Annotated in this window: 22 protein-coding genes; 12 read left to right on the top strand and 10 right to left on the bottom strand. The window is 74.2% G+C overall.

The window, feature by feature from the left end; translation table 11 throughout:
* The first annotated feature begins 564 nt into the window (after positions 1–564).
* Complete coding sequence (locus tag PATMI_RS33820; protein ID WP_026909888.1) at positions 565–1,485, top strand: DUF559 domain-containing protein; 921 nt, start codon at positions 565–567, stop codon at positions 1,483–1,485.
* Positions 1,486–1,778: 293 nt separating this feature from the next.
* Here the strand turns inward: PATMI_RS33820 and PATMI_RS27160 are convergent, their stop codons facing one another.
* From PATMI_RS27160 to mftA, 6 genes are all read right to left on the bottom strand, one after another.
* Positions 1,779–3,410: a glycosyltransferase gene (locus PATMI_RS27160; RefSeq protein ID WP_157260601.1), complete on the bottom strand. Its 1,632-nt coding sequence runs from the start codon at positions 3,408–3,410 to the stop codon at positions 1,779–1,781.
* Entirely contained in the window at positions 3,407–4,171 is a 765-nt protein-coding gene (mftE, locus tag PATMI_RS27155) for a mycofactocin biosynthesis peptidyl-dipeptidase MftE (protein WP_051472311.1), read from the bottom strand. Before mftE ends, PATMI_RS27160 begins: the two co-directional genes overlap by 4 nt.
* Before the next feature lie 109 nt (positions 4,172–4,280).
* Positions 4,281–5,471 carry a pre-mycofactocin synthase MftD gene (mftD, locus tag PATMI_RS0103655; protein WP_026909887.1) on the bottom strand — a complete coding sequence of 397 codons (1,191 nt, stop codon included), beginning with the start codon at positions 5,469–5,471 and terminating at the stop codon, positions 4,281–4,283.
* Between the two features lie 3 nt (positions 5,472–5,474).
* The gene (gene mftC / locus PATMI_RS27150) at positions 5,475–6,797 is read right to left on the bottom strand and encodes a mycofactocin radical SAM maturase (RefSeq protein ID WP_342673042.1); all 1,323 of its coding nucleotides are present in this window, start codon (positions 6,795–6,797) and stop codon (positions 5,475–5,477) included.
* Positions 6,798–6,949: 152 nt separating this feature from the next.
* Positions 6,950–7,300: a mycofactocin biosynthesis chaperone MftB gene (gene mftB / locus PATMI_RS0103645; RefSeq protein WP_026909886.1), complete on the bottom strand. Its 351-nt coding sequence runs from the start codon at positions 7,298–7,300 to the stop codon at positions 6,950–6,952.
* A 3-nt stretch (positions 7,301–7,303) separates the two neighbouring features.
* Positions 7,304–7,438: a mycofactocin precursor MftA gene (mftA, locus tag PATMI_RS36420; RefSeq protein ID WP_157260600.1), complete on the bottom strand. Its 135-nt coding sequence runs from the start codon at positions 7,436–7,438 to the stop codon at positions 7,304–7,306.
* A gap of 108 nt (positions 7,439–7,546) precedes the next feature.
* Between mftA and mftR the strand changes: the two genes are divergently transcribed.
* From mftR to mftM, 5 genes are all read left to right on the top strand, one after another.
* A complete protein-coding gene (mftR, locus tag PATMI_RS0103635; protein WP_026909884.1) occupies positions 7,547–8,164 on the top strand; it encodes a mycofactocin system transcriptional regulator in 618 nt (205 codons plus the stop codon).
* A gap of 227 nt (positions 8,165–8,391) precedes the next feature.
* A complete protein-coding gene (gene mdo / locus PATMI_RS0103630) occupies positions 8,392–9,651 on the top strand; it encodes an NDMA-dependent methanol dehydrogenase (protein ID WP_026909883.1) in 1,260 nt (419 codons plus the stop codon).
* Positions 9,652–9,720: 69 nt separating this feature from the next.
* A complete protein-coding gene (locus tag PATMI_RS27145; protein WP_211241690.1) occupies positions 9,721–10,818 on the top strand; it encodes an AAA family ATPase in 1,098 nt (365 codons plus the stop codon).
* Between the two features lie 3 nt (positions 10,819–10,821).
* The gene (locus PATMI_RS0103620; RefSeq protein ID WP_051471012.1) at positions 10,822–12,390 is read left to right on the top strand and encodes a vWA domain-containing protein; all 1,569 of its coding nucleotides are present in this window, start codon (positions 10,822–10,824) and stop codon (positions 12,388–12,390) included.
* Positions 12,387–13,445: a mycofactocin oligosaccharide methyltransferase MftM gene (mftM, locus tag PATMI_RS27140; RefSeq protein ID WP_051471011.1), complete on the top strand. Its 1,059-nt coding sequence runs from the start codon at positions 12,387–12,389 to the stop codon at positions 13,443–13,445. Before PATMI_RS0103620 ends, mftM begins: the two co-directional genes overlap by 4 nt.
* Positions 13,446–13,746: 301 nt before the next feature.
* Here the strand turns inward: mftM and PATMI_RS27135 are convergent, their stop codons facing one another.
* The 3 genes from PATMI_RS27135 to PATMI_RS0103600 all read right to left on the bottom strand — a co-directional run bounded on the left by PATMI_RS27135 (position 13,747) and on the right by PATMI_RS0103600 (position 17,927).
* The gene (locus tag PATMI_RS27135; RefSeq protein WP_051471010.1) at positions 13,747–15,072 is read right to left on the bottom strand and encodes a GAF domain-containing protein; all 1,326 of its coding nucleotides are present in this window, start codon (positions 15,070–15,072) and stop codon (positions 13,747–13,749) included.
* A gap of 369 nt (positions 15,073–15,441) precedes the next feature.
* Entirely contained in the window at positions 15,442–16,242 is an 801-nt protein-coding gene (locus tag PATMI_RS36415; protein WP_157260599.1) for a hypothetical protein, read from the bottom strand.
* A gap of 1,019 nt (positions 16,243–17,261) precedes the next feature.
* Positions 17,262–17,927 carry a hypothetical protein gene (locus tag PATMI_RS0103600; RefSeq protein WP_026909881.1) on the bottom strand — a complete coding sequence of 222 codons (666 nt, stop codon included), beginning with the start codon at positions 17,925–17,927 and terminating at the stop codon, positions 17,262–17,264.
* A 192-nt stretch (positions 17,928–18,119) separates the two neighbouring features.
* Between PATMI_RS0103600 and PATMI_RS0103595 the strand changes: the two genes are divergently transcribed.
* On the top strand, positions 18,120–18,737 hold the full coding sequence (locus PATMI_RS0103595) for a TetR/AcrR family transcriptional regulator (protein ID WP_026909880.1): 618 nt from the start codon (positions 18,120–18,122) through the stop codon (positions 18,735–18,737).
* Between the two features lie 61 nt (positions 18,738–18,798).
* Here the strand turns inward: PATMI_RS0103595 and PATMI_RS37195 are convergent, their stop codons facing one another.
* Positions 18,799–19,512 carry a hypothetical protein gene (locus tag PATMI_RS37195; protein ID WP_169738322.1) on the bottom strand — a complete coding sequence of 238 codons (714 nt, stop codon included), beginning with the start codon at positions 19,510–19,512 and terminating at the stop codon, positions 18,799–18,801.
* Positions 19,513–19,809: 297 nt separating this feature from the next.
* Between PATMI_RS37195 and PATMI_RS37190 the strand changes: the two genes are divergently transcribed.
* The 5 genes from PATMI_RS37190 (at position 19,810) to PATMI_RS0103565 (ending at position 24,281) form a co-directional block, all read left to right on the top strand.
* On the top strand, positions 19,810–20,964 hold the full coding sequence (locus tag PATMI_RS37190; RefSeq protein WP_051471008.1) for a helix-turn-helix transcriptional regulator: 1,155 nt from the start codon (positions 19,810–19,812) through the stop codon (positions 20,962–20,964).
* Between the two features lie 211 nt (positions 20,965–21,175).
* The gene (locus PATMI_RS0103580; RefSeq protein ID WP_026909878.1) at positions 21,176–21,682 is read left to right on the top strand and encodes a DUF402 domain-containing protein; all 507 of its coding nucleotides are present in this window, start codon (positions 21,176–21,178) and stop codon (positions 21,680–21,682) included.
* Entirely contained in the window at positions 21,679–22,536 is an 858-nt protein-coding gene (locus PATMI_RS0103575; RefSeq protein ID WP_026909877.1) for an ABC transporter ATP-binding protein, read from the top strand. The genes PATMI_RS0103580 and PATMI_RS0103575 overlap by 4 nt, the downstream gene beginning before the upstream one ends.
* Before the next feature lie 27 nt (positions 22,537–22,563).
* Entirely contained in the window at positions 22,564–23,427 is an 864-nt protein-coding gene (locus PATMI_RS0103570) for an MlaE family ABC transporter permease (protein WP_245604071.1), read from the top strand.
* Positions 23,427–24,281, top strand: a complete 855-nt coding sequence (locus PATMI_RS0103565) for an ABC transporter permease (RefSeq protein ID WP_084269609.1) — start codon at positions 23,427–23,429, stop codon at positions 24,279–24,281. The genes PATMI_RS0103570 and PATMI_RS0103565 overlap by 1 nt, the downstream gene beginning before the upstream one ends.

Below are 24,281 nucleotides of genomic sequence, written 5' to 3'. Positions count from 1 at the left end.
CGCGGGTGGCGCCAATCGTGAGAGGTGCGGGGAGGGGCCGGTGGGGGTCCGAGGCGTGGGAGGGGTGGTGGCTTGGAGGTCCAGGCGAGGGATGGCGGCCGATGGTCGGTTGTCGCGTGTGGCGCGACGACGCGCACCCGACCGGGAGGCATGGGCGGGGCGATGGTCGGTTGTCGCGCGTGACGCGACGACGCGCACCCGACCGGGAGGCATGGGCGGGGCGATGGTCGGTTGTCGCGCGTGACGCGACGAAGCGCACCCGACCGGGAGGCATGGGCGGGGCGATGGTCGGTTGTCGCGCGTGACGCGACGAAGCGCACCCGACCGGGAGGCATGGGCGGGGCGATGGTCCGTTGTCGCGCGTGACGCGACGAAGCGCACCCGACCGGGACGTGCGGCCAGGGTGATGGTCATCGTCAGGTCATGCGAGAGGAGCCGGACCTGACCGCACCATGCGGGCGGGCAGGCCAGTGGTCCTCGATCACACGGAGCCCGATGACGATCGGCACGGAATCGGCGCAATCGACCCACCCTGCACAACACCGGACCGGACACGATCCGGTCATGGACGAGCGGGCCCTCGCGGCGATCTTCGCCGGGCAGTGCGGGATGGCGACGATCACGCAGATCGTGGCGTGCGGGTTCACGCGCGCCGGAGCCCACCACCGGGTCCGAACCGCGCGCCTGTTCCGCCCCCTGCGCGGGGTGTACACGCCGAGTCCGCACATCACCGAGGCCGGATGGCGTTGGGCCGCCGTGCTCGCCTCCGACCCCGCACGAGCGGTGCTGAGCCACGGGTCGGCATCGATGTTCCACCGGCTCGAGCGTCGGCGACCGGGTGCGCACCACGTCACGGTCCCGGGAACCGGGCGCCGCCGGGTCGCGGGAGTCACGGTCCACCGGTCGACGACCCTCCGCTCCGACGACGTCGTCGTCGTGCAAGGGCTGCGGATCACGAGTCCCGCGAGGACGGTGCTGGACATGGCGGCCGTGCGGTCGGACGACCAGGTGCTCAGGATGATCCGGGAGGGCGAGTACCTCGGGCTGCTCCCGGCCGGCGCGATGGCGGCCTGCGTCGCGGGACGGCCGTTGCACCCGGGTGCCGGTCGGGTCCGGCGGGTCGATCCCTTCACGGTCGAGTCGGCGCTCGGGCAGACGCCGCTCGAGGACGACCTCGAGGCCGTGATCGCGACACTTCCGCTCCCGGATCCTGCCCGGCAGTACTGGGTCCCAGGTGCTTCGGGGCGGCGGTACCGCATCGACTTCGTGTGGCCCGACCTGCGGATCGCGGTCGAGGCGGATGGGCGCTCGGCCCACGAACGGGCCGCGGCGTTCGCCGAGGACCGCCGACGGGACGCGGACCTCGGTGCGGCCGGTTGGCTGCCGATGCGCTTCACGCGGACGCAGGTGCTGACGGACCCGATCCGCGTCGGCCGCGATCTCGTCGGCGCCGCCATCCACCGCGGGTGGAAGCCGGGCGGGTGAGCGACTCGGCCGTTCCGCGCTCGCGGGGCGACACGGGCAGGTTCCGGGGGTCGACGCGCGTCTCACGACCGATGCGTGGCGTACGGCCGATGGTCCGTCGTGCGGCAGGGCTTGACGAATCGCACCTGACCGCCCGCCGTGGCAGAGCCGATGGTCCGTCGTGCGGCAGGGCTTGACGAATAGCACCCGACCGCCCGCCATCTCGGGCTGCCCCAGCGACCGGAGGGCTCCGCGCCACCGGCTGATCGTCGTCCCCGTCGCCAGACGACTCGGGGGACCCGTCCGCAGCGACCCTACGGTTCCCGGCGGGAACCCCTCGCCGTGCGCGCCGCGTCCCCCGGCGACCTGGTCGACGGGCGGACCGGGGCCCAGGTGCGGTGGCGCCAGGCGCCGCGCCACACGCCCAGGCCGTACGCGGCCTCGTCGGCGGCGGAGGCCAGGGTCCAGCGGATCGGGTCGATGTGGGCGCGGGCGCGCCAGGCCCCGCGGGCGGATGCGGCGAGGACGAGCGTCGCGGCGGCGCGACGGGTGCGACGGCGGAGGAGGCCCGCGGCCAGGGCGGGCCCGGCGAGCTGGATCGCTGCGCGCCCGGAGGCCTCGGCGGTCATCAGGAGGGCCTCACCGCCCCAGGGGACGGCGATCGCGGCCGGTCCTCCGGCGGCGCGGACCGTCCGGCCGAGCACGACGGTCTGGGCGAGGGCCACGACCCCGGCTGCGCGCGGTCGACCGGCGAGGGCGAGGGCGACCGCGGCCGTCGGCCAGGGCCGGAGCACCAGCGGGGTGAGCCGCCCCTCGTGGCGCGCGGCCAGCGGGGCCGCGGAGGTGCCGTACCGGTAGCGGCGGTGCAGGAGCGCGCGCCACGATCCGGGCTCGGCGTGGCGGACGACGACCCGCGGGTCGTACCGGATCCGGCGGCCCGCGTCGTGGAGGCGCCAGACGAGATCGACGTCCTCCCCGAACCGGAGGGCCGGGTCGAAGCCGGCGCCGAGGGCATCGCGACGGACGAGCAGCGCGGCGGTCGGCACGTACGGGACGGGGCCGCCGGGCCGGACCGACGCTGCCCGCGGCCCCAGGTCGAGGGGCGAGCGGACGGCGGTGAAGCGCGCCAGCGTGGTGCGCGTCGGCCGGCGGCCACCGGTCAGGGTGCGGACCGCGCTCGGCGGTGCTCCACGGCCCGTCGACTCGAGTCCCGACGGGGGGTGGGCGACGTCCACGTCGTCGGAGGCGGCCCCGCGGTGGGCGGCGACGGGCCCGGTCCGGCCACCCGCGTCCCCGCCTCCCGCCGACGCCACCCGTGGCGCGACGGCCGCCACCAGCGGGTCGGCGAAGTGGCCGCCGAGGGCGTCGAGCCACCCGGTCGGGACGACGCAGTCGCTGTCGAGGAAGGCGACGACGGGGGTCTCGACGAGGCGGAGGCCGTCGTTGCGGGCGGCGGCGGGACCGCCGTTCTCGTCCCGGCGCAGCAGGCGCGCTCCGTGCGCACCGGCGACCGCCGCGAGCCAGGCCGGGTCGGTCGAGCCGTCGTCGACGACGACCACCGGGTCGGCGGTGCCCAGGGCGGTCAGGCAGCGGTCGAGCTCCTCCGCGCGGTCGCGGACGGGGATCACGACGGTGACGGCGGGGCGGGGGGCTCCGGCGACCGGCACGGGGTCGAGCGCGCCCGCGTCGACGAGGCTGCGCGCGAGCCCGGCGCCCGCGGGGCCGACGGGCCAGCCCTCGAGCAGGGCGTCCAGGGTCGTCGCGCCGGCCGCGGAGAGCCGGAGGATCCGCCGCGGCATGCCGCCGGCGAGCACCCGTCCGCCGCCGCTCCTCCGGGTGCCGGCCGAGAGCGCCACCGGGACGTCGAGGCCGGCCGCCCGCGGAGTGGACGACGGCGCTCCGGGATCGCGCGGCCCACCGGCGTCGCGCGCCGCGGCCGAGGTCACGTGCCCTCCCCGGCGGTCCTGCTTCCGCGCGGCACCCACGCGTCGAGGACCGCCCCGAGCTCGGCGGCGGCGCGGGACAGCAGGGCCTCGCCCTCCGCGGCGGTCGCGCCGGTCGGGTCGCCGAGGATCCCGTTGTCGCTGACCGCGACGACGCCGCCCTCGCGCATCGCCGGCAGGAGGTCGACCAGGGCCCCGGTGTTCCCGGGCCGGGCGTCGGCGGTCCGGACGCGGTCCGGGGCGATCGCGAGCATCAGCGACGTCTCGGCGCGGCCGGCGTGCGCGTCGCCGCCCCAGCGGGGGGACCAGCCGCGGGCGTCGCGGCCCTCGTCGCGGAGGCGGGCGGCGGCGCGGGCGACGGCGGACGCGTTGCCGCCGTGGGTCGAGAGGAACACCACGCGGTCGACGGTGTGGGTCGCCGAGCGGCCGAGCTCGACGAGGACGAGCTCCGTGACCTCCAGGCCGATCGAGAGCGTCCCGGGGAAGGCCTGGTGCTCGCCGCTGGCGCCGTAGTGGACGGGCGGGGCGACGAGGACGTCGTCGCGGCCCTCCGCGAGCCGGGCGGCGACCGCCACCGCGATGTCGGTGTCGACCGTCAGCGGCAGGTGCGGGCCGTGCTGCTCCGTGGCGCCGACGGGGACGACGAGCGTCCGCCCGCGCGCGGCCTCGAGGTCGGGCCACGTCCGCGTTGAGAGGTGCTCCCGCGAGGCGGCGACGCCGCCGGAGCCGTCCGGGGCCGGCCGCGGGACGCCGTCGGCCGGCACGCCGCGCACGTCGCCCGACCCCGCGGGGCGGTCCGCCGACGCGTCCCGACGACGGCGCGCACCATGGCGCGCCGGCACCTCGGGACCGTCGACGGACACGCGGGCCCGCTCAGGTCGTCTGGTGGACCGGTCGGCGGGTGAAGCCGTCCGGCACGACGACGTGGTCGGCGTCGAGCTGATGCACCGACGTCAGACCGAGCCCGAGCAGCGTCTCGTCGATCCCCGCGCGGAGGATCTCGAGGACGTTGTTCACGCCGGCCTCGCCGTTCGCGGCCAGGCCCCACAGGGAGGCGCGGCCGATCAGCACGGCGTCGGCGCCCAGGGCGAGCGCCTTGACGACGTCGGAGCCCCGGCGGATGCCGCCGTCGAGCAGGACCTCGAGCCGGCCGTCGACGGCCTCGACGATGGCCGGCAGCGCGCGGATCGTCGCCGGGGTGCCGTCGAGGTTGTTGCCGCCGTGGTTGGAGACGGAGATCGCGCTCGCCCCGGCCTCGATGGCGTTCAGGGCGTCCTCGGGGTGCGTGATGCCCTTGATCAGGAACGGCCCGTCCCACTGCTCGCGCATCCACGCGATGTCGTCCCAGGAGGGCTTCTCGGTCATCATCCACTCGCCGTAGGCGCCGAAGAACGTCGGCGCCTCACCGCCCGGATGGGTCATGTTCGGCGCCGTGAGGTCCGGCAGCGCGCCCGCCTTCAGGAACGCCGCGAGCCACTTCGGCCGGCGGAGGACCTCGGGCGAGAGCTTCGCCATCGCGCGCAGGTCGAGGTGCTCCGGGATCTCCGGGGAGCCCCAGTCGCGACGGTGCGCGAACGTCCAGTCGAGCGTCAGGATGATGCCCTTCGCCCCCGCGGCCCGCGCCCGGTCGAGGATCTGCACGATCCGGTCGCGTCCGCCCATCCAGTAGACCTGGAAGAAGGTCGTCGGGTTCTGCTCGACGACGTCCTCGACGGCCTTCGACGCGAACGAGCTGAGGCCCATCCCCGTGCCGGCGGCCTTCGTGGCGCGCGCGACGGCGAGCTCTCCCTCCGGGTGCACGGCCTGCACGCCCGTCGGGGAGACGAGGACCGGCAGCGACAGCTCCTGGCCGAGGACCGTCGTGCCGAGCTCGCGCGGCTGGTTCAGGCCCGTCGCGATGCGCGGGAAGAAGCCGAGCTCACGGAACGCGGCGGTGTTGTCGTCGACGGTGGCACCGGACTCGGCGCCCGCGATCAGGGCGCCGTAGACCGAGGCCGGCAGGCGCTTCTTCGCGCGCCGCTGGGCCTCGGCGACCGACTCGAACCACTCCTTCGTGCTCGCCACGGCTCAGCCCTCGAGCCGACTGGGGAAGCCGAGGCCGGCGAGGCGGTCGACGGACGGGCTCGCGCCGCGGTCGACGACCTCGGCGGTGCCGAAGCCCGCGAGCGGGTTCTCGTCGCACGCCTTGTCCGGGATCCCCGCGCCGTTCTGGCGGACCGGCAGCGGCTGGCCCTCGGGCGGCAGCGTGATGCCGCGCTCGGCGGCGGCCTTCTCCAGGCGCTGGCGCTTGGACAGGTTCTTGGAGTGGTCCATCGACGGCTTCGGGATGAACGCGTCGCCGCGCTGCTTCAGGAGCTCCTCGCCGTGGCCGAGCACGCACTCGGGGTCCGGGCCGTCCATCGGCAGGCCGGTGAAGAACTTCGCGGCCATGCAGCCGCCGCGGCACTTGTCGAAGAAGTCGCAGGAGTTGCACGCGCCGGCGGACTGGGGCTCGCGCAGCTCGAGGAAGAGCTCGGACGTCTGCCACACGCCCTGGAACCCACCCTCGGAGCGGACGTTGCCGGCGAGGAACTCGTCGTGGATCGCGAACGGGCAGGCGTAGACGTCGCCGATCGGGTCGATCAGGCAGACGACGCGCCCGGCGCCGCAGAGGTTCAGGCCCGGCAGGGCGTCGCCGTACGCGGCGAGGTGGAAGAACGAGTCGCCCGTGAGGACGTCCTCGCCGTGCGCCACGAGCCAGTCGTAGAGCTCCTTCTGCTGCTCCGGGAGCGGGTGCAGCTCGTCCCACGTGTCCGCGCCGCGGCCCGACGGGCGCAGGCGGGTCAGGCGCAGCTGCGCGCCGTAGTGGTCGGCGATCGCCTTGAACTCGTCGAGCTGCCCGATGTTCTGGCGGGTGCAGACGACGGAAAGCTTGAAGCCCGAGAAGCCGGCGTCCTTCAGGTGGCCCATCGCCGTCATGGCGGTGTCGTACGAGCCGGGCCCGCGGACGTAGTCGTTGACCTCCGCGGTCGCGCCGTCGAGCGAGATCTGCACGTCGACGTAGTCCGAGGCGGCGAGCTTCTCCGCGACGGCGGCGTCGATGCGCGAGCCGTTGGTCGAGAACTTCACGCCGACCTGGTGGGCGGTCGCGTAGTCGACGAGCTCCCAGAAGTCCTTGCGCACCGTCGGCTCGCCGCCGCCGATGTTCACGTAGAAGACCTGCATCCGCTGCAGCTCGTCGATGACGCCCTTGCACTCGGCGGTCGAGAGCTCGCGCGGGTCGCGGCGGCCGGACGAGGAGAGGCAGTGGACGCAGGCCAGGTTGCAGGCGTACGTGAGCTCCCACGTCAGGCAGATCGGGGCGTCGAGGCCGGACTGGAACTCGTCGACGAGGCTGCCGACGGGGCGCATCTGCGCGCCGGTCGGGGCGGCGGTGGTCGCGTGGCCGGTGGCGTGCGCGGAGGCGGCGGCGCTCGTGGCGAGCAGGTCGTCCATCGGCGTGCGGGTGGACGTCGCGGACGCGGCGGTCGGGCCGGGCACCCCGGCGCGGGGAAGGACGGTGCTCATGCGGGGTTCCTCGGGACGATCATGTCGGTGCGGGCCAGGGTGGCCAGCGCCTTGCCGAACGTGGCGGTCTGGGCGGCGTCGAGGCCGGCGTCCAGGCACGCGGCGCGGGCGGTGGGGTGGTCGGCGAGCCGCTCGACGACGGTGAGCAGGTGCGGGCTCTTCAGGAACGAGAGCCGGCGCGTGCCGAAGTGGTAGGCGAGGGCGCCGAAGCGCTCGGGGCGCAGGGCGACCTGCGGGTTCAGGGTCCAGGCGGCGTCGAGCGAGAATTCGTGCCCACCCGCCCAGTCCGCCGCGCCCGCCTGTGTGGTGGCGTCCGCCGGGGCGGGCGCGGTGGTCGGCGTCGACATGGCCTAGTAGACGCCGCACATGCCGTCGATGGACACGTCCTCGACGAGCAGCTGCTCGTCGATCAGCTCGGTGGTCGCGGTCGTCTCGACCTCGGTCTCCGTGGCCTCGGCGGTCTCGATCTGGGGATCGTTGTTCATGGTCCTGGCTCCGTTCTGCTCTAGGTTGCCTCGTGTGACGGACCGCATCCTAGGACACTTTCGCCCCTCAGTGTCAAAACATCCGTCGAGTTGCATGGGGGTTGCACCGTGAGCGGTCCCGCACCGACCGGCCGGCCGCGGTCGACGTCCCGCGACCAGGTGCAGGACGTCGCGCTCGCGCTCTTCGTCCGCGACGGCTTCGAGGAGACGACGGTCGACGACATCGCCGCCGCGGTCGGCGTCACCCGCCGCACGCTCTTCCGCTACTTCGCGTCGAAGAACGACATCGTGTGGGGCGAGTTCGACCGCGAGCTCGAGCGGTTCGCGGCCGAGCTGCGGAAGTCCCCGGCGGACGAGCCGCTGTTCGCCGGGGTGCGCCGGGCGATCGTCGCCTTCAACAGCTGGCCGGCCGACGGGGACGAGTCGATCCGGGCGCGGATGGAGCTCATCACCTCCGTCCCGGCGCTCCAGGCCCACTCGGCGATCCGCTACGCCGACTGGTGCCGCGTCGTCCAGGACCACGTCGGCGAGCGGCTGGGTGTCGGGCCGGACGACCTCCTGCCGGAGACGATCGCGTCGACCGCGCTGGGCACCGCGATGGCCAGCTACCGGTACTGGGTCTCCCACGGCGGGGAGCTCCTGACGCACCTCGAGCGGGCGCTCGACCTCCTGGGCGCCGGCTTCTCCGACGAGGCCCTCGGCCTCGCGCCGCCCGCCGCGGGCTGACCCGCCGCGGCCGCACACCGGCCGCGTCCCGCGTCGGAACGGGGGTTTTCGACACCCGGTGCCTCATCGATTCGACACCGGGTGCAACTGCAACCTCTCTGCAACCCGGAGACGGCCGGTTCACTGGCGACCACCTCGACCGGACGGTCGAGGAACCGCGGTCGCCGGATGGCCCGCGGTCGAACACGACCGGGTCCCCCCAGGACCGCGCGAGGAGAGCACCCACCATGCAGTTCGATCGTCTGCACGAGTTCCCCATCAAGGAGTTCCACAACGTTCCGCGAGGCCTGATCGGCGCCGGTGCGTACGAGCTCGTCGGGGTCGAGGCCAAGAACCTCGGCTTCAAGAAGACGCTGCTCATGACCTCGGGTCTCCGGGGCACGGACATCGTCGACGACATCGCCGGCAAGCTCCGGCACCAGGGGATCGACGTCGTCGTCTTCGACAAGGTCGAGTCCAACCCCAAGGACTACAACGTCATGGACGCCTACCAGGTGTACAAGGACGAGGGGCTCGACAGCTTCGTCTCCGTGGGTGGCGGCTCGACCCACGACGCCTGCAAGGGCGCCCGCATCGTCGCGGCGCACGACGGCCGCAACATCAACGAGTTCGAGGGCTTCAACCAGTCCACGAACCCGGTCAACCCGCCGCACATCGCGATCTCCACCACGGCCGGCACCGGCTCGGAGACCTCCTGGGCGTACGTCATCACCGACACGTCCGACCCGGAGAACCCGCACAAGTACGTCGCGTTCGACGACCGCTCGATCGCGACGCTCGCGATCTGCGACCCGATCCTCTACTACGACCTGCCGACCGACCTGACGGCGTTCTGCGGCTTCGACATCCTCGCGCACGGCTCCGAGCCGTACGTGTCGCGTCTCGACTTCCCGCCGTCCCTCGGCCAGGCCTACACGGCCGTCGAGTGGACGAACAAGTGGCTGCGCAAGGCCGTCGCCGAGCCGCACAACTACGAGGCCCGCACCGGCCTCATGTGGGCCCATTACATCGCCGCGCAGGCGTTCAACTCCGGCGGCCTCGGCATCGTCCACTCGATCTCGCACGCGGTGTCGGCGTTCTACGACAGCCACCACGGCCTGAACAACGCGATCGCGCTGCCGCACGTGTGGGAGTACAACCTCTCCGCCCGCTACGAGCGCTACGCCCACCTGGCCAAGGCGATGGGCGTCGAGACGAAGGGCCTCTCCACCGTCCAGCGCGCGGAGGCCGCCGTCGAGGCAGCGATCCGCCTGGCGGACGACGTCGGCATCCCGAAGAACTTCAAGGAGGTCGGCGAGTACTCCAAGAACCGGATGAACGAGGGCGTCTACGAGGGCAAGGGCCGCCAGATCAAGGGCGACGAGAACGACGTGGAGCGGATCTCGAAGCACATCCTCGGCGACTCCTGCACCCCGGGCAACCCGATGGAGGTCACGTACGAGCGCATGAAGCCGGTCGTCCGCGCCGCCCTCTCGGGCAGCCGCTGAGCGACGCCGCACGACGCGTCCGCGCGCTGCTCCCCGGAGCGGCGCGCGGACGCGTCCCGGTGCTTCCCGATGCACGACCGCACGACCGACCAGGTGGTCCCCCGGATGCCCGACCAGCCGGCTGCCCCGACGACCGACCGGGTCGCCGGCTTCTCGTCCGTCGAGGACGTCCGGGAACGCCTGCGCGACCACGACTACGTCTCCACCAGCCAGACCGAGACGACCGTCTTCCTCGCCGAGCGCCTGCAGCGCCCGGTGCTCATCGAGGGCCCCGCCGGCGTCGGCAAGACCGAGCTCGCGAAGACCCTGGCGACCGTCACGGGCCGCCGGCTCGTGCGCCTGCAGTGCTACGAGGGCCAGGACGACACGAAGGCCCTGTACGAGTGGGACTACGGCAAGCAGCTGCTCTACACGCAGCTCCTGAAGTCCCGCATCGACGGCCTGCTGGAGGACACCTCGACCATCGAGGAGGCCGCCGACCGCCTCCACGAGCACGGCGAGATCTTCTTCTCCGAGCGCTTCCTCGTCGAGCGCCCGCTGCTCCAGGCGATCCGCTCGCCCGAGCCCTGCGTGCTCCTGATCGACGAGATCGACCGCGCCGACGAGCAGCTCGAGGCCCTGATGCTCGAGGTCCTCGCCGAGATGCAGGTGACGGTCCCCGAGATCGGCACCCTGACGGCCCGGACGGCCCCGATCGTGATCGCGACGTCCAACGCGACCCGCGACGTGTCGGAGGCCTTCAAGCGCCGCTGCCTGCACCTCTCGCTCGGCTACCCCGACGAGGCCCGCGAGCTCGAGATCGTGCGCCTGCGCGTCCCCGGCATCGACGACGAGCTGCGCACCCAGGCGGTCCGCGCCGTCCGCGCGATCCGCGAGCTGGAGCTCCGCAAGGCGCCGTCGATCAGCGAGGCCATCGACTGGGCCCGCGCGCTCGTCGTCCTCGGCGCCCGCACGCTCGACCGCCGGATCCTCGAGGACACCCTGACGCTGCTCGTGAAGTACGACCGCGACGTCGACACGGTGCGGCGCTCGATCCGCGAGGTGCTCGACGGCGCCGAGGGCCGCTCCTCGCGGTACGCCGGCGACCGCGTCGCACCCGAGGACGCGGCGAACCACCGCGCGACGCGGTCGGGCGGGTACTACGGCTCCGTGAAGTCGACGGGCTGAGCGATGACCTGGCAGACCCGCCGCGACGGGCACGGCCGCGTCGGCACCGCGGTGACGCCCGCCGCCCGCGCGGCGGCGCGCCCCAGGACGATCGTCCCGGGCGTCGACGGCGCCCGGCCGGCCGACGACTTCGACGGCGTGCTGCTCGCGTTCGCGACGGCGCTGCGGTCCGCCGGCCTCCGGGTCTCGCCGTCCGAGACCCTCGACGCACTGCGGGCGGTCCGCGCCGTCTCGCTCGACCGCCGCGACGGGGTGCGCGCCGCGCTGCGCACGACCCTGGTCAAGCGGGGGCGCGACGAGGACGTCTTCGACGAGCTGTTCGCGCGCTTCTTCCTGCCGTGGTCGGTCGACCCGGAGGACGACGCTGCCCTCCGGCAGGGGCACATCACGGGCCTCGCCGACCCCGACGAGGAGCAGGTCGAGGACGACGGCTCCGCGGGCGCGCAGCTCGGCGACCTCTTCGACGTCGAGAGCGACCCCGACGTCCGGACCGAGCGGCTCGACAAGGAGGACGACGGCTTCGACCTGTCCTCCGAGGACGACGAGCTGACCCTCGGCGGCGCGCTCGAGGGCGACGCGTCCGGGCTCGGTCAGGTCCTGAACCTCGACCGGGTCTCCGACGCCGGCGAGGCCGGCGGGCTGGCCGACGACGACGGCGACCCGCTCGAGGGCGGCTTCGACCTCGCCGCCGGCGTCCTCCCGTCGCTGCTGCAGGACGGCGAGGAGGAGGAGCGCAAGGGGATGGCGCAGGTCCGCGGCGGCGAGATCGACAACCTCGCCGAGCTCCTCCGGAAGCACCTGGAGGGCTTCGAGGCCGAGGAGTCGCCGGAGGACGAGCTGCCGATGGGCCTCCGGCTGGACCTCACGCACGTCGAGCGCGTGCGGATGGACGAGCTGCTCGGCCGCCTCTCCCGTCAGCTGCGCGGCGCCGCGTCCCCGCGCAGGCAGCCCGCCGAGCACGGCCGGATCCACGCCGCGCGGACGATGCGCTCGGCGCTCCGCCACGACGGCGTCCCGGTCCGCCCGGCGACCGTCGCCAGGAAGCCCGACCGGCCGCGCCTGGTGGTCCTCGTCGACCTGAGCCTGTCGGTCCGCAACACCGCGCGGTTCGCCCTGCACCTCGTCCACGGGGTCCAGCAGCGCTTCGACCGCGTCCGCACGTTCGCGTTCGTCGACGAGCTCGTCGACATCTCCGAGCAGCTCCGCGACCCCGACCCCGACGTCGCCCTGGCCCAGATGATGACCCGCTCCGGCCTCGACCTCGACGCCTCGTCGGACTACGGCCGCGCGCTCGGGACGTTCACGACCGACCACCTCCGCTCCGTCGACCGCCGCACGATCGTCCTCGTCCTCGGCGACGGGCGCGGCAACGGCCGGCCGCCGAACGTCGAGGCGCTCGAGGAGATCGGGAGCCGCTGCCGTCGGCTGACGTGGCTGACGCCCGAGGCCGAGCGCAACCGTCGCCTCGGCTCGTGCGACATGGACCTCTACACCCCCGTCTGCGACGTGGTCGAGCAGGTGCGCGACCTCGACCAGCTCGAGGAGCGCGCCCGGGAGGCGTTCGTCGGATGAGCACCGTGACACGACAGGACGCGGGCCCCGCGTGGGCGCTGCCGGAGTTCCTCGACCTCGACCTCGGCGGGACGGGGATCCCCGGCGAGGGCCGTGACGCGTCGTCAGATGTCGACGGTGCGGGCGGCCTCGCCCCGAGGTCGGCGACCCGCACTGTCGGCGGTCGCCGGGCGGTCGGATCGGCCGGCGTCCCGATCCCCGATACCGCCGCGCAGATCGTCGTCCGCAGGCTCCCCGCCTCGGCCCGGTCGTACGGGGCCCACGAACAGCACGCCGGCCGGTTCCTGCTCCGGCGCGAGGGCGGCCGGACCGTCGTCCTCCACACGTTCCGGGTCACGGAGGTCGACGACGACCTCGGCGACGCGATCGCGCACGACCTGATCCGTCCCGGCCTCCTGCCCGGCGACCCGTGCACAGCGTTCGAGGCCGTGTTCGTCGGCGTGGTGGCGTCCCTGCACGAGGACCCGGCGGTCGCGTGGCGCGCGTTCTACGCGAACACGATCCGTGCGCTGCTGCGACCGCCGACCCGGCAGGGCACGGGGGCGGTCGCGACGTTCGCGCCGATCTACCGGCTCGCGGCGGGCCTCGTCGTCGGCCACCGCGTCCTCGACGTCGGCAGCTGCTTCGGCTTCTTCCCGCTGCTGCTCGGGCGTGATCCGTCGCTCCGCGTGACGGGCAGCGACCTGCTCCCGGGGACGGCGGCGCTCGCCTCGCGCATGGCGGCGGACCGCGGCTCGTCGGTGCGCTTCGAGCCGCTCGACATCACGACCCGCACCCCGCACCGGGCCGGAGCGTTCGACACGGTCACGATGCTGCACGTCCTCGAGCACCTCCCCGCCCGCATGAACCGCCTGGTGCTCCACGAGCTCACCCGCCTGGCCGCCCGGCGGGTGGTCGTCGCGGTCCCGCTGGAGCGCACGCCCGACCCGGCCTACGGCCACCGTCAGGCGTTCGACGCCGACGGGCTCCTCGCGCTCGCGCGCGGGCTCCGCGGCTGGCACGCCCGCACGGCGACGATGCGCGGCGGCTGGCTGGTGCTCGACCGCAAGGACTGACGAGGGCGGCGTCGGCCGTCGGGACGTGGTCGCGGTTCGGGCGCTGCCAGGGGCCGAACGTCGACCACGTCCTCGGCCACCCGGACGTGGTCGCGACTTGTGCGCTCCCAGCGGCCGAAGGTCGACCACGTCGCCGGCCGTCGGCACGTGGTCGCGATCCGAGCGCTGCCAGGGGCCGAACGTCGACCACGCCCCCGGCCGTCGGGACGTGGTCGCGACTTGTGCGCTCCCAGCGGCCGAAGGCCGACCACGTCCCGCCTCCGCCGACGCGCGGACGCGCCGGCGGGCCGCCCCGCCGGCCTCAGGACACGCCGGCCAGCGGGGCGCCGCCGCGGTGCCCCGCGAGGAGCTCCTCGCGCAGGGCGACGAGGCGCGGGCTCGTGGCCTCCGGGAGCAGCGGCCCGGGGGCGAGGTCGGCGGTCAGGTCGCCGTGGCCGCGCACCCGCGCGGCGAGGTCGAGGAAATCGGCGCTGACGTCGGCGAGCAGGCGGTACGGCTGGGTCGCGAGGACGCCTGCCATCTGTCGGCGCAGGCGCGACATCTCGGCGCGCACGGTCACGCGGCGCTCGTCGCTGCCGTAGACCTCCTCCGCGATGTCGCCGGCGCCGAGGCCCTCGGGCGTCATGCAGAGGAGCGCCACGATCTCGCTGCGCCGCGGCGACAGCTCGACGGTCGCGCCGTTGATCGACACCTGCGCGCGGGTGCGGCCCAGGGCCTCCACGCGGACCCGCGGCCGGGGCACGGCGGCGCCCGAGGCCTCCACGATCCACATGCCGTCGCCGAGGGGACGCCCCTCGAGGACGTCGTCGCCGCCGGGCGAGACCCAGCCGTCGCCGGGGGCGCGCACGAGCGGCCCGAAGACCCAGCTGCGCGGGTGGGCGGCGAGGATCCGGCCGCGACGGTCGACCAGGGCGGTCCGGGACGACGGGCGGTGCTGGAGGTGCTCGAAGAACTGCGACCGGGCGCGTTCGCGCCGCTCGGCGAGGTCCGACCGCAGGGACGCCTCGACGAGGCTGGCGGTCGTCATCGCGAGGGACAGCGAGTCGGGGTGCGCGGCGCGGATGCCGCACGAGACGTCGATCACGCCGAGGATGTCGTGCGTCTCGGGGTCCCGGACCGGGGCGCCGGAGCAGACCCACGGGTGCACGCGGCGGCGGAAGTGCTCCGCCGAGAAGATCTGCACGGGGTGTCCGACCGCCAGCGCGGTGCCGACCCCGTTGGTGCCGACCGTGGCCTCGTCCCAGGAGTGGCCGGGCTCGAACTCGATCGCCGACGCGGCGGCGAGCACGCCCTTGCTGCCCGCCGACCAGAGGATGCAGCCGTCGGCGTCGGCGACCACCACGATGCGCTGCGCGTCGTGCGAGAAGTCGCCGAGGGTGCGGCGGATCAGCGGACCGAAGCGACCGAGGGGGTGCTCGCGCCAGCGCTCCGCGGCCTCGTCGCTCGCGTGCGTGACCGGAGCGTGGTGACGCTCCGGATCGACGCCGGCCTCCTGCGCGCGGCGCCACGACGCCGCGACGACCTGGCGGACGTCGGAGTCCGGATCCTCGCCCGCGAGTGCCTGCTCGTGGGCGGCGACGAGCGATCGGGCGCGCCCGACGCGGTCCTCATGGCAATCGATCCCCAATCACGGATTTCGCACCCGAACCTCCTCCGACCGTCGACCCACCCGCGCCGCCCCGGTACGCGGTCCGGGGCGGGCGGCACGACGGGCGTGCCGGTGGGGAGGCACGAACCTACGCAGCGCCCGGTTGCAACCGGGTGACACCGGGAGAGCGTCTGCGCGCCAACTTCGCGGACGGTGTGCGCAGCGCCACGCCCACGGACGCGGACGACCGCGCGCCCTGCCGGACCGCGCCCGGTGTCACACGGGACGCGACTCGGCGCCCCGCGCCGGACCGGCCCTCGGCCCCGGCCCTCGGCACCGGCTCCTCGGGCCGTCGGTCGACGTGGCGGTCCGGGGGCGACCGGGGTGCGGCGAACGCCGGGGCGACGCTCAGCGACCCGGGCGACGGCCCTCGGCGGTCGCGGGCGACCAGCCGATGCCGAGCCGGCGGCGGAGGGACGCGATCCGCCCGGCCGCGGCACCGCGTCGCGGGTCGCCGTGCGGGAGGGCCTTGACCAGGGCCTCCGCGGCCCGCAGGTCCTCGGACCCGTGCGGCGTGGCGCACCACGACGCGAGGGCCTCGGCGTCGCCGGCCTCGAGCAGGGCGCCGCGCAGCTCGGCGTGCAGGTCGTCCGCGATCTCGCGGATCCCGGGGGCGGGGCTGTCGGGCAGGAGCGGTCCGCGGTAGGCCTCGACGGCGGCGGCGAGGTCGCCGGCGCGCAGGTGGCGCCGGACCTCGCGCAGATCGCTGTCGACCCCGTCGGCGAGCCGGTACGGGCGGGTCGAGACGACGCCCGGGAGCCGGGTGCGCAGCCGGGAGCACGCGGCGCGCGCGGTGCCGGCGTTCGCGCGGTCGCCGTGGAGCAGGACGGCGAGGCGCTCGGCCGTCAGCCCGGCGGGCGTGTGCGCCAGGAGCGCCAGGATCTCGGCGTGGCCGCGCGAGAGCGGCTGCGCGCCGTCGCGCTTGCGGGCCAGCGGGCTGTGGGTGCCCAGGAGCTCGAGCGAGACGGTGGAGCGCGGGCGGGAGACCGCGTGGTCGGCATAGACGAGGAAGCCGTCGTCCCCGGCGGGCTCGGCGTGACCCATCCGACCGTCCGGCAGGCGGATCGGGCCGCCCTCGGCGGCGGGCCGCGGCAGGCGCCAGCGGCGATCGGGGTCGCCGTCCTCCCCGCTGCGCGAGGCGTGGTCCATGGCGACGACGCGCCCGAGCGGGCTGAGCGCGAGCTCCGGGCGCGGGGCCCCGGCCGGCCGCTGGCGGACGAGGGCGCGGAGCCGCTGGTGCGTCGCTCGGCCTGGCCGCGCAGCATCCGTTCGGCCGCGCGGGTGGCGCCGACGAGGTACGGCAGCGTCCGCGGGTCGACGGTGCGCAGGTCGGCGGTCGCGTCGAGGACGCCGAGGATCTCACCGGTCTCCGGGCACCGGATCGGTGAGGCGGAGCACGTCCAGCCGTGGACCGCCGGACGGAAGTGCTCGGCGGAGAAGATCTGGACGGCGTGCTCCTCGACCAGCGCGGTGCCGACCGCGTTGGTCCCGGCCGCCCGCTCGGACCAGTCGGCCCCGGCCTCGAAGGCCATCTCGCCGCCGGCCCGCTCGACGACCTCCTCGGCGCCGTCGACCCAGAGCAGGACGCCCCGGGCGTCGCTGAGCGCGAAGACGTGCGGGGCGCTCGCGGTCAGGTCGGTGAGGACGCGGGCGAGCGTCGGCCGCACGACGGCGAGGGGGTGCTCGCGGCGACGCAGCTCGAGGATCTCCGCCGCGAGCGGTGCCACGGGCCGGTCGAGCTCGGGGTCGACGCCGGCGGCCGCGGAGCGCTGCCACGAGCGGTCGACCACGGACCGGACCTCGGTGCCCATCCGCCGACCGCCGCGGGCGGACTCGTTCAGCCGGGCCAGGCGCAGGGCATGGCGGACGGGATCGCCGGCCGCGTCGGTCGCGGCCCAGGGGTCGATCGTGTGCGCGCTCATGCCGTCCCTCCCTCGCTCCGTCGGCCGGACCCCGGAGCCCGGGGTCACCGACCGTCCCCAGAACCTACGCGCGACGTGCGCGTGCGCGTGGAAGTTCGGGGCGCCGCACCGTGACGCAGGGCCACTTCCGCCGAAGTTGGCGCGTTGCCGCTCTTCGGGGGCAACGTCGGACGGACGCACCGCAAGAGAGCGGCGGAGCGGGTGGTCGGCGACGGCGGGCGTGGGCGTCGCCGCGCCCGCGCCGCCCTACTCGCCGCGGCGCTGGTGCTGCTCGCGGCGACGGCGGACGAGGTCCTCCTCGCTCTCGCCGAAGAGCATGCTGGCGGGCATCGGGGCGGCGCGCACGTTCCGCACGCCCTCCGGCCCGGACAGCAGGGAGACCCGGAGCTTGTCGCGTGCGGCGGCGAGGACCTGGGCCTTCCGGCGCTTCACGTCGCTGCTCGTCCACAGCGCGTGGATGATGCCCATCACCGGGATCAACGCGATCAGGATCCCGTACATGCCGATCGGCGTCATGCCGAACCCGAGCGGGCCGATGTTGCCGACCATGACGTCGGTCCAGAAGTACGAGCCGACGAGGAAGATCAGGGCGGCGATGGTGGTCAGCGACAGCGCGACGACCCGCGTCATGAAGTCGCTGAAGCTGAAGTGGTCCTCCTCCCACTCCGGGATGTCGGTCCCGGCCTCGACCGCGAGCTTGCGGATCGCGGCCTCCTCCTCCGCCACGCTCCGCAGCGGGGCGTCGCCGCCCGGGATCGAGCTGAGGCCCGGGACCTTGCGGACCCGGTCGAGGAACGTGGTGGGGGCCTCGTCGCGTGCGCGCTGGAGCTCGCGCTCGCGGCGCTCCATGTCCTTCAGGGCGCGCGAGCGGTTCTTCTCGTTCGCCTTGGGGTCCGCCGCCTCCTCGCTCACGAGCGCACCGTCCGGCCGTACGTGGCGCCCGTCGACTCGTGACGCCCGGCACGCGGACGGGGACCGCGGGCCGCTCGGGGGAGCCCCCTGGGCGTGTGATCGGCTGCACAGCTCATACAGGAGTTGTATAGATGCTGGCCGCGGACGTGTCCAGACATATCCGGGTGAACTGTCCAGCGTTAGGCTGCGGCCGTGCCGCACCACCCACCACCGGCCGGAGCCGCCACCCGCGAGAGGATCCTCGACGCCGCCCTGGGATGCGCGGAGGAGACCGGACTCCGGAAGCTCTCGATGGACGCAGTCGCCCGGCGGGCCGGGATCGGCCGAGCCACCCTGTACACGCACTACCGCGGGCGTCGGGCGCTGATGGACGCCGCGCTGCAGTCCGAGCTCGACGTCCTCTTCGGCGAGATCCGCGCGCTCGCCGGCGTCGACGAGACGCCCGAGGACCTGCTCGTCCGGCTGTTCGCGGTGGCGTACCGCAAGCTCCGCGACCACCGGGTGCTGCGCGCGGTCCTGACGCTGAACCCCGAGTGGCTCCTCCCGTACGTGTGGGGCGAGAGCACGGCGATCGACGCCGGGAGGGAGTTCGTCCTCGCGATGCTCCCCGCCGACCTGCCGCTGCGCGCTCCCCGGGCGGAGGTCGCCGAGCACCTCGTGCGGGCGATCCACACGCTCGTGCTGTCGCCGTCGAAGGTGTTCGCGCTCGACGAGCCCGGGGGCGCCGAGGACTACGCACGGCGGTACCTCGTGCCGTTCCTGGTCGACGGCCGGGAACGGCAGGCCGGGCCGCCGGTGCTCGGCCGGTAGGGCCGCCGCGTCCCACGGGCGCGCCGCTCCGCCCGCCGCCCACGGCGCGTCCCGGTCGGCGTCACCCCGTGGTGCCGCACTCCGCGAGCGAGCGGCAGAGCCACACGGCCTCGTCGACGCGCAGGTCCGGCAGCCCCGGGACCCGGGCGCAGAAGAACGTCGTCCGGCGGGTCCTGCGCGTCGCGCGGCGCGGCTCGCCGGGCTCCCGGCCGAGCCGTGCCACGAGGCCGCCGGCGTCGACGACCGCCGGCTCGGGGCCGGGCTCGGGGGTCCGGGGGTCGTCCTCGGGACGGCGCAGCTCGCCCAGGAGGCTCCGCCGGATCCCGAGGTCCCCGCTCGAGGTGGAGGCGTCGAGCGCCCAGATCGGGACGCCGGTCTCCAGCAGGACCGCGAGGAGGACGTCGTGCGGCGTCCCGCGGATCGCGAAGCCGCCGTGGGCGATGCGCGCGTGGTACGCGAGCTCGATCGGCGAGCGCAGGTCGTCGCCGCGGCGGCCGATCCGGTGGTGGAACCGCCGGTGCGCGGCGGGCGCGTCGTCCTCGTGCGCCCGGAGGACGGCCGGCCCGTCGACGCGCGTGGAGGCACGGGCGAGCAGGTCCCGGACGGCCGGGGGCGTCCGGCGTGGCCAGTCGGTCGCGACGGTCCAGGTCAGGAGCTCGAGGCCCGGGTGCTCCTCGGCGACGTCCGGCGCCACCCAGCCGTGGCCCACCGGGGGCCCGGCCGGCGGGCGGGCGCCGTGCGTCTGGAGGTCGTCGGGGGATCTGGGGGCGGGCATGGTGCCGGTGCGGAGGGGCCTCGTGGAGGCCCGGACCACCAGCATGCCACTCGCGGCGCGGGAGTCGGCGCGGATCCGCGGTCCCGGGAGACGACGGGTGCCGGGGCACTCCCGGCGCCGCCCGGATGGTGTTCCGGCCCCATCGACACCCGGGGTACGACGTGCGACGTTGCTGTCTCCCGACCGAACGACCCTGCCGGTCGTCCGGCGAGCGGGACCCAGAACGCGGACTCCCCCGCGCCCCCGGACCATGACTCCCACGACGCTCCCCGGCCCACGTACGACGCGGCCGCGTCCGTGCTGACGCGGCCCCAGGTGCGCGGTCGCAGCGACGTCTCGGCCGACCCGATCCGGGATCCGGTCCTCCGCGGAGCCGTGGTCGACGTCGTCGGTCGGGTCGACCGCGCCCTCGAGACCCCGTCGACGGATCGGGGCGCGGCCGACGCGCTGGTCGACGCCGAGGTCGCGCGTGCGGAGCTCGCGGTGCGGGTGGTCCGGCTGGCCGAGCGCCTGCGTCGTCCTCCGGGCGACGGCCGCTGGACGGCCACCCGCGACCAGCTCGTCGACCTGCTGCTCGACGTGCGCGTCGTCGCCGAGCGGGTGGAGGTCGAGGCCACGGACCGCAGGGCCGGGATCCTCGGTCGCCTCGCGGTCGCGGTGACGGCGGTCCGCCGGGTCGGCACCCTCGACGAGCTCCTCGACGTGGCGCCGTCGGCCGTCGTGGGGCTCGGGTTCCGGCGGGCGGTCCTGTCGGCCGCACGAAACGGCGTCTTCGTCACGGAGCACTGCCTCGATCTCGACCACCCCGATCGCGAGGACGCGATCGTCCGGGCGGGGAGCGAACCACCGGTCCTCCTGGACCGCGGGCTGCGTGAGACCGACCTCGTGCGGTCCCGCCAGCCGATCGTCGTGGCCGACGCCCAGGGCGACCCGCGGGGACACCCGGGCCTGGCGCGCGCCACCGGCTGGACGTCGTACGTCGCGGCACCCGTGACGCTGCGGGACCGCGTGGTGGGGTTCGTCCATGCCGACCGCGGGGTCGCGCCGGTCGGGCCACGCGAGGCCGACCTGCTCGGCGTCCTGGCCGACGCCGCAGGCGCGACCTTCGAGCGCCTCGCCGCCGAGCACCGCAGCCGAGAGGCCCGCGACCAGGTCCGTCGGGCGGTGCGGTCGATCGAGGCCGCGTTCGACCCCGGCGCCGTGCGGGCCCCGCGAGCCCAAGGTCAGCCTCGACCCGAGGTCGAGGGACTGCTCACGGCGCGTGAGGCGGAGGTCCTGCGCCTGATGGCCACCGGGGCGACCAACGCCGCGATCGCGGCCACCCTGGTCATCGCCGAGGGCACCGCGAAGACGCACGTCAAGAACATCCTGCGAAAGCTCGAGGTCGGCAACCGCGCCGAGGCGGTGTCGCGGTTCCTGGGCGGCGTGGACGACGGCGACGACGTCGGATAGCCCCCGCCGCGGCCAGCCCCCTCTCCTCCGTGCGGCCGGGCCGTGCGCGACAGCCTGTGTACGGGTCACATCCCCGTTGGTGGAGAAAACCTGGCCGGGGGTAGGAGGATGCCCCTTCCGGAGTATGGCGCCGGTCACACATCCGTTGGTTTTGTTGGACGACGACCGCACGACGTGCGGTTCGCCCCCGCCGACGAGGCCGACGACTCCCGTGACCACCTCCTCCGAGAACCCAGACCCCGCCACCCGCCTCCCCGTCGACGCCCACGGAGCCCGGGGTGCGGTCGCAGAGGATGCCGCGCCGCGCGCCGACCACCGCGAGGCGTGGGAGACCCTGATCGACGTCTTCGAGCAGGCCGGCGACGAGCCGCGGATCGCCGAGCCGATCGGCCGGATCGAGCAGGTCGTCCTGCTGCGCTCCCTCGACCTCGACGGGTCCGGCGTGCTGCTCGTCTGTCGGGGCGGTCGACTCGAGGTCGTCGACCGCGACGGGGCGTCGGAGCAGCCGACGATCGAGCTCGCGCTGCGCACGCCGGAGATCGAGAAGCTCGCCGTCGGGAAGCTCCGCACGGCGATGGCGATCGCGGACGGCCGTGCCACCTACGCCGGCCCCGTCCGCCAGTTCCTCCGGGTCCTGCCGCTGGTGCAGGCGATGGTCAACCCGCCCGTGGCCATGGGCACCAACACCGACGACGAGCTCGTCGAGGAGATCGCATGACCGCCGCCGACGCCAAGACCGCCGCGCTGCTGGATCGCGCCTCGGGCTACGACTACCACCAGGGGCCGATGACGGTCCCGCAGACGAACCCGGGCGACTTCTGGTCGATCGAGTGCATCGACCTCTACAAGTCGTTCGGCTCCAACCGGGTGATGAACGGCCTGAACGTCGGCATCCCCGAGGGCATGATCACCGTCATCCTCGGGCCGTCCGGCACCGGCAAGTCGGTGCTGCTGTCGCACCTGATCGGCCTGATGTTCCCCGACAAGGGCGACATCCTCGTGCACGGCGAGTCGGTCCCCCGCATGAAGCAGGCGCGCCTCCTGGAGATGCGCCGCAAGTTCGGGATCCTCTTCCAGGACGGCGCCCTCTTCGGGTCCATGAACGTGTACGACAACGTCGCGTTCCCGCTGCGCCAGCACACCGACATGTCCGAGGAGCAGATCAAGGACGTCGTCATGCGCCGCCTCGACGAGGTCGGCCTCGCCAACGGCGCCGAGACGCGGTCGCCGGCCGAGCTCTCCGGCGGCATGAAGAAGCGCGCCGGCTTCGCCCGCGCGCTCGTGCTCGAGCCGCAGATCGTCCTGTTCGACGAGCCCGACTCCGGTCTGGACCCCGTCCGCACGGCGCTGCTCTGCCAGCTGATCGAGAAGGTCCACGCCGAGAACGGCGGCACCTACGTGGTCATCACCCACGACATCGCGTCGGCCCGGCGCATCGGCGAGTACATCGCCGTGCTGTGGAAGGGCCGCATCGTGCAGTCGGGCGACCGGGACGACATGTTCGACTCGCCCAACCCCTTCGTCCGACAGTTCCTCGCCGGAAACCCAGGTGGTCCCCTTGGCATGGAATAGCCCCCGATCCGAGAGGAGGGCGGGCTGATGGAAGCCGCGACCCTCGCACCCCCGACGCTGCCGCAGACGCCCACCGAGCCGTCCACGCCGCCGCCGGACAAGAAGTCGAGCAGCGGCCTCGCCGCCGTGCTCGAAGAGATCGCCGCGATGCTCCTGCTCGTCGGCCAGGCCGCGCGGGCGTCGGTGACGCGCCCGTTCGTCTGGCGCGACGAGTTCATCGAGCAGACGTTCCTGATCATCCGCCGGTGCTTCATCCCGGTCGTGATCTCGACGACGTTCTTCGGCCTCGGTGCCCCCGGCATCCAGGGCGGCAACATCACGTACATCTTCGGGACGGTCGACCGGCTCGGCGCGTTCTTCGTGATGGCGTCCGTGCGCGAGTTCGCGCCATGGATCAACGGCATGGTGATCGCCGGCGTCGGCGGCACGGCGATCTGCGCCGACCTCGGCGCCCGCAAGGTCCGCCAGGAGCTCGACGCGCTCGCCGTCCTCGGCATGGACCCGGTGCGCACGATCGTCGTCCCGCGCTTCCTCGCCCTCGGCCTCGTGACCGCGCTGATGAACCTCGTCGCGATCGTCTTCGGCCTCGTCGGCGGCTGGATCGCCGCGGTCCCCGTCTTCGGCGACACGTCGGCCGGCTACCTCGCCACCTTCTCCTCGAACTTCACGTTGCCGGACCTCCTGGGCAGCGTGATCAAGACCAGCCTCTTCGGCTTCATCGTCGCGGTCGTCTGCTGTTACAAGGGCATGACGGTCAAGGGCGGGGCCGAGGGCGTCGGTCGCGCCGTCAACCAGGCCGTCGTCCTGTCGTTCGTCGGCATCTGGGCGTTCAACTTCGTCTTCACGACGACGATGCTCGCCGCCTTCCCCGAGACCGGGAACCTCCACTGATGTCGGCTCCCTCGCTCGCCGGCGACCCCGTCGTCCGCCGGCCCACCGCCCCCGCTCGTCTGCGCGAGGGCCTGACCGGGCCCGTCCGCGGCGTCCTGAAGGAGGCCGGGGAGCTCGCGCAGTTCTCGGGCCGCGCCGTGCTCGAGCTCCGTGGCGTCTTCCGCTACTCGGCCGAGATCCTGCGGCAGGTCGGCATCCTCGTCACCGGGTCGCTCGTGGTCGTGGCCCTCATGCAGTTCGTCATCGGCATGCAGTGCGCGACGGAGGCGAACTACGTGCTCCGCGGGTACGGCGCCTCGGCGTACTCCGGCGTGTTCACCGCCTGGTGCGGCATCCGCGAGATGGGGCCCTACATGTGGGGCTACATCATCGCCGCGAAGGTCGGCTGCGGCCTCGTCGCCGAGCTCGGGTCGATGCGCATCAACAACGAGTTCTCCGCGATGGAGTCGCTCGGCATCAACCCGATGCGCTACGTCGTCGCGACGCGCCTGATGGCCTGCATCATCGCGTTCCCGATGATCTACCTCGTCGGCCTGGCGTTCCACATGGTCGCCAACCAGGTGATCATCGTCGACCAGATCGGCGAGGTCTCCAAGGGCGGCTGGGAAGGGGTCCACTGGGCCTTCATCCGGCCCGTCGACGTCCTGTACTCCGAGATCAAGATCATGGCGATGGGCATGGCGATCGTCCTGGTGGCGATGTACTACGGCTACACCGCCAAGGGTGGACCGGTCGGCGTCGGATCGGCGACCGCGCGGTCGATGATCCTCAACCTCGTCCTGATCCACGTCATCGGATCGGTCCTGACGATGGTGTTCTGGGGTCTGAACCCCGCGTCCCCGGTCGGAGGCTGA

The sequence above is a fragment of the Patulibacter minatonensis DSM 18081 genome (genome assembly GCF_000519325.1).
Lineage (GTDB): Bacteria > Actinomycetota > Thermoleophilia > Solirubrobacterales > Solirubrobacteraceae > Patulibacter > Patulibacter minatonensis.
This window is presented reverse-complemented; position numbering and strand designations above follow the sequence as displayed.

Coding starts and splice junctions, on each gene's coding strand:
- PATMI_RS0103570 (WP_245604071.1), top strand. CDS start 22,564: ATGGAAGCCGCGACCCTCGCACCCCCGACGCTGCCGCAGACGCCCACC.
- mdo (WP_026909883.1), top strand. CDS start 8,392: ATGCAGTTCGATCGTCTGCACGAGTTCCCCATCAAGGAGTTCCACAAC.
- PATMI_RS27145 (WP_211241690.1), top strand. CDS start 9,721: ATGCACGACCGCACGACCGACCAGGTGGTCCCCCGGATGCCCGACCAG.
- mftC (WP_342673042.1), bottom strand. CDS start 6,797: ATGCGCCCCGTCGGCAGCCTCGTCGACGAGTTCCAGTCCGGCCTCGAC.
- mftA (WP_157260600.1), bottom strand. CDS start 7,438: ATGAACAACGATCCCCAGATCGAGACCGCCGAGGCCACGGAGACCGAG.
- PATMI_RS33820 (WP_026909888.1), top strand. CDS start 565: ATGGACGAGCGGGCCCTCGCGGCGATCTTCGCCGGGCAGTGCGGGATG.
- PATMI_RS0103620 (WP_051471012.1), top strand. CDS start 10,822: ATGACCTGGCAGACCCGCCGCGACGGGCACGGCCGCGTCGGCACCGCG.
- mftB (WP_026909886.1), bottom strand. CDS start 7,300: ATGTCGACGCCGACCACCGCGCCCGCCCCGGCGGACGCCACCACACAG.
- PATMI_RS36415 (WP_157260599.1), bottom strand. CDS start 16,242: ATGGACCACGCCTCGCGCAGCGGGGAGGACGGCGACCCCGATCGCCGC.
- PATMI_RS0103565 (WP_084269609.1), top strand. CDS start 23,427: ATGTCGGCTCCCTCGCTCGCCGGCGACCCCGTCGTCCGCCGGCCCACC.
- PATMI_RS37195 (WP_169738322.1), bottom strand. CDS start 19,512: ATGCCCGCCCCCAGATCCCCCGACGACCTCCAGACGCACGGCGCCCGC.
- mftM (WP_051471011.1), top strand. CDS start 12,387: ATGAGCACCGTGACACGACAGGACGCGGGCCCCGCGTGGGCGCTGCCG.
- PATMI_RS0103575 (WP_026909877.1), top strand. CDS start 21,679: ATGACCGCCGCCGACGCCAAGACCGCCGCGCTGCTGGATCGCGCCTCG.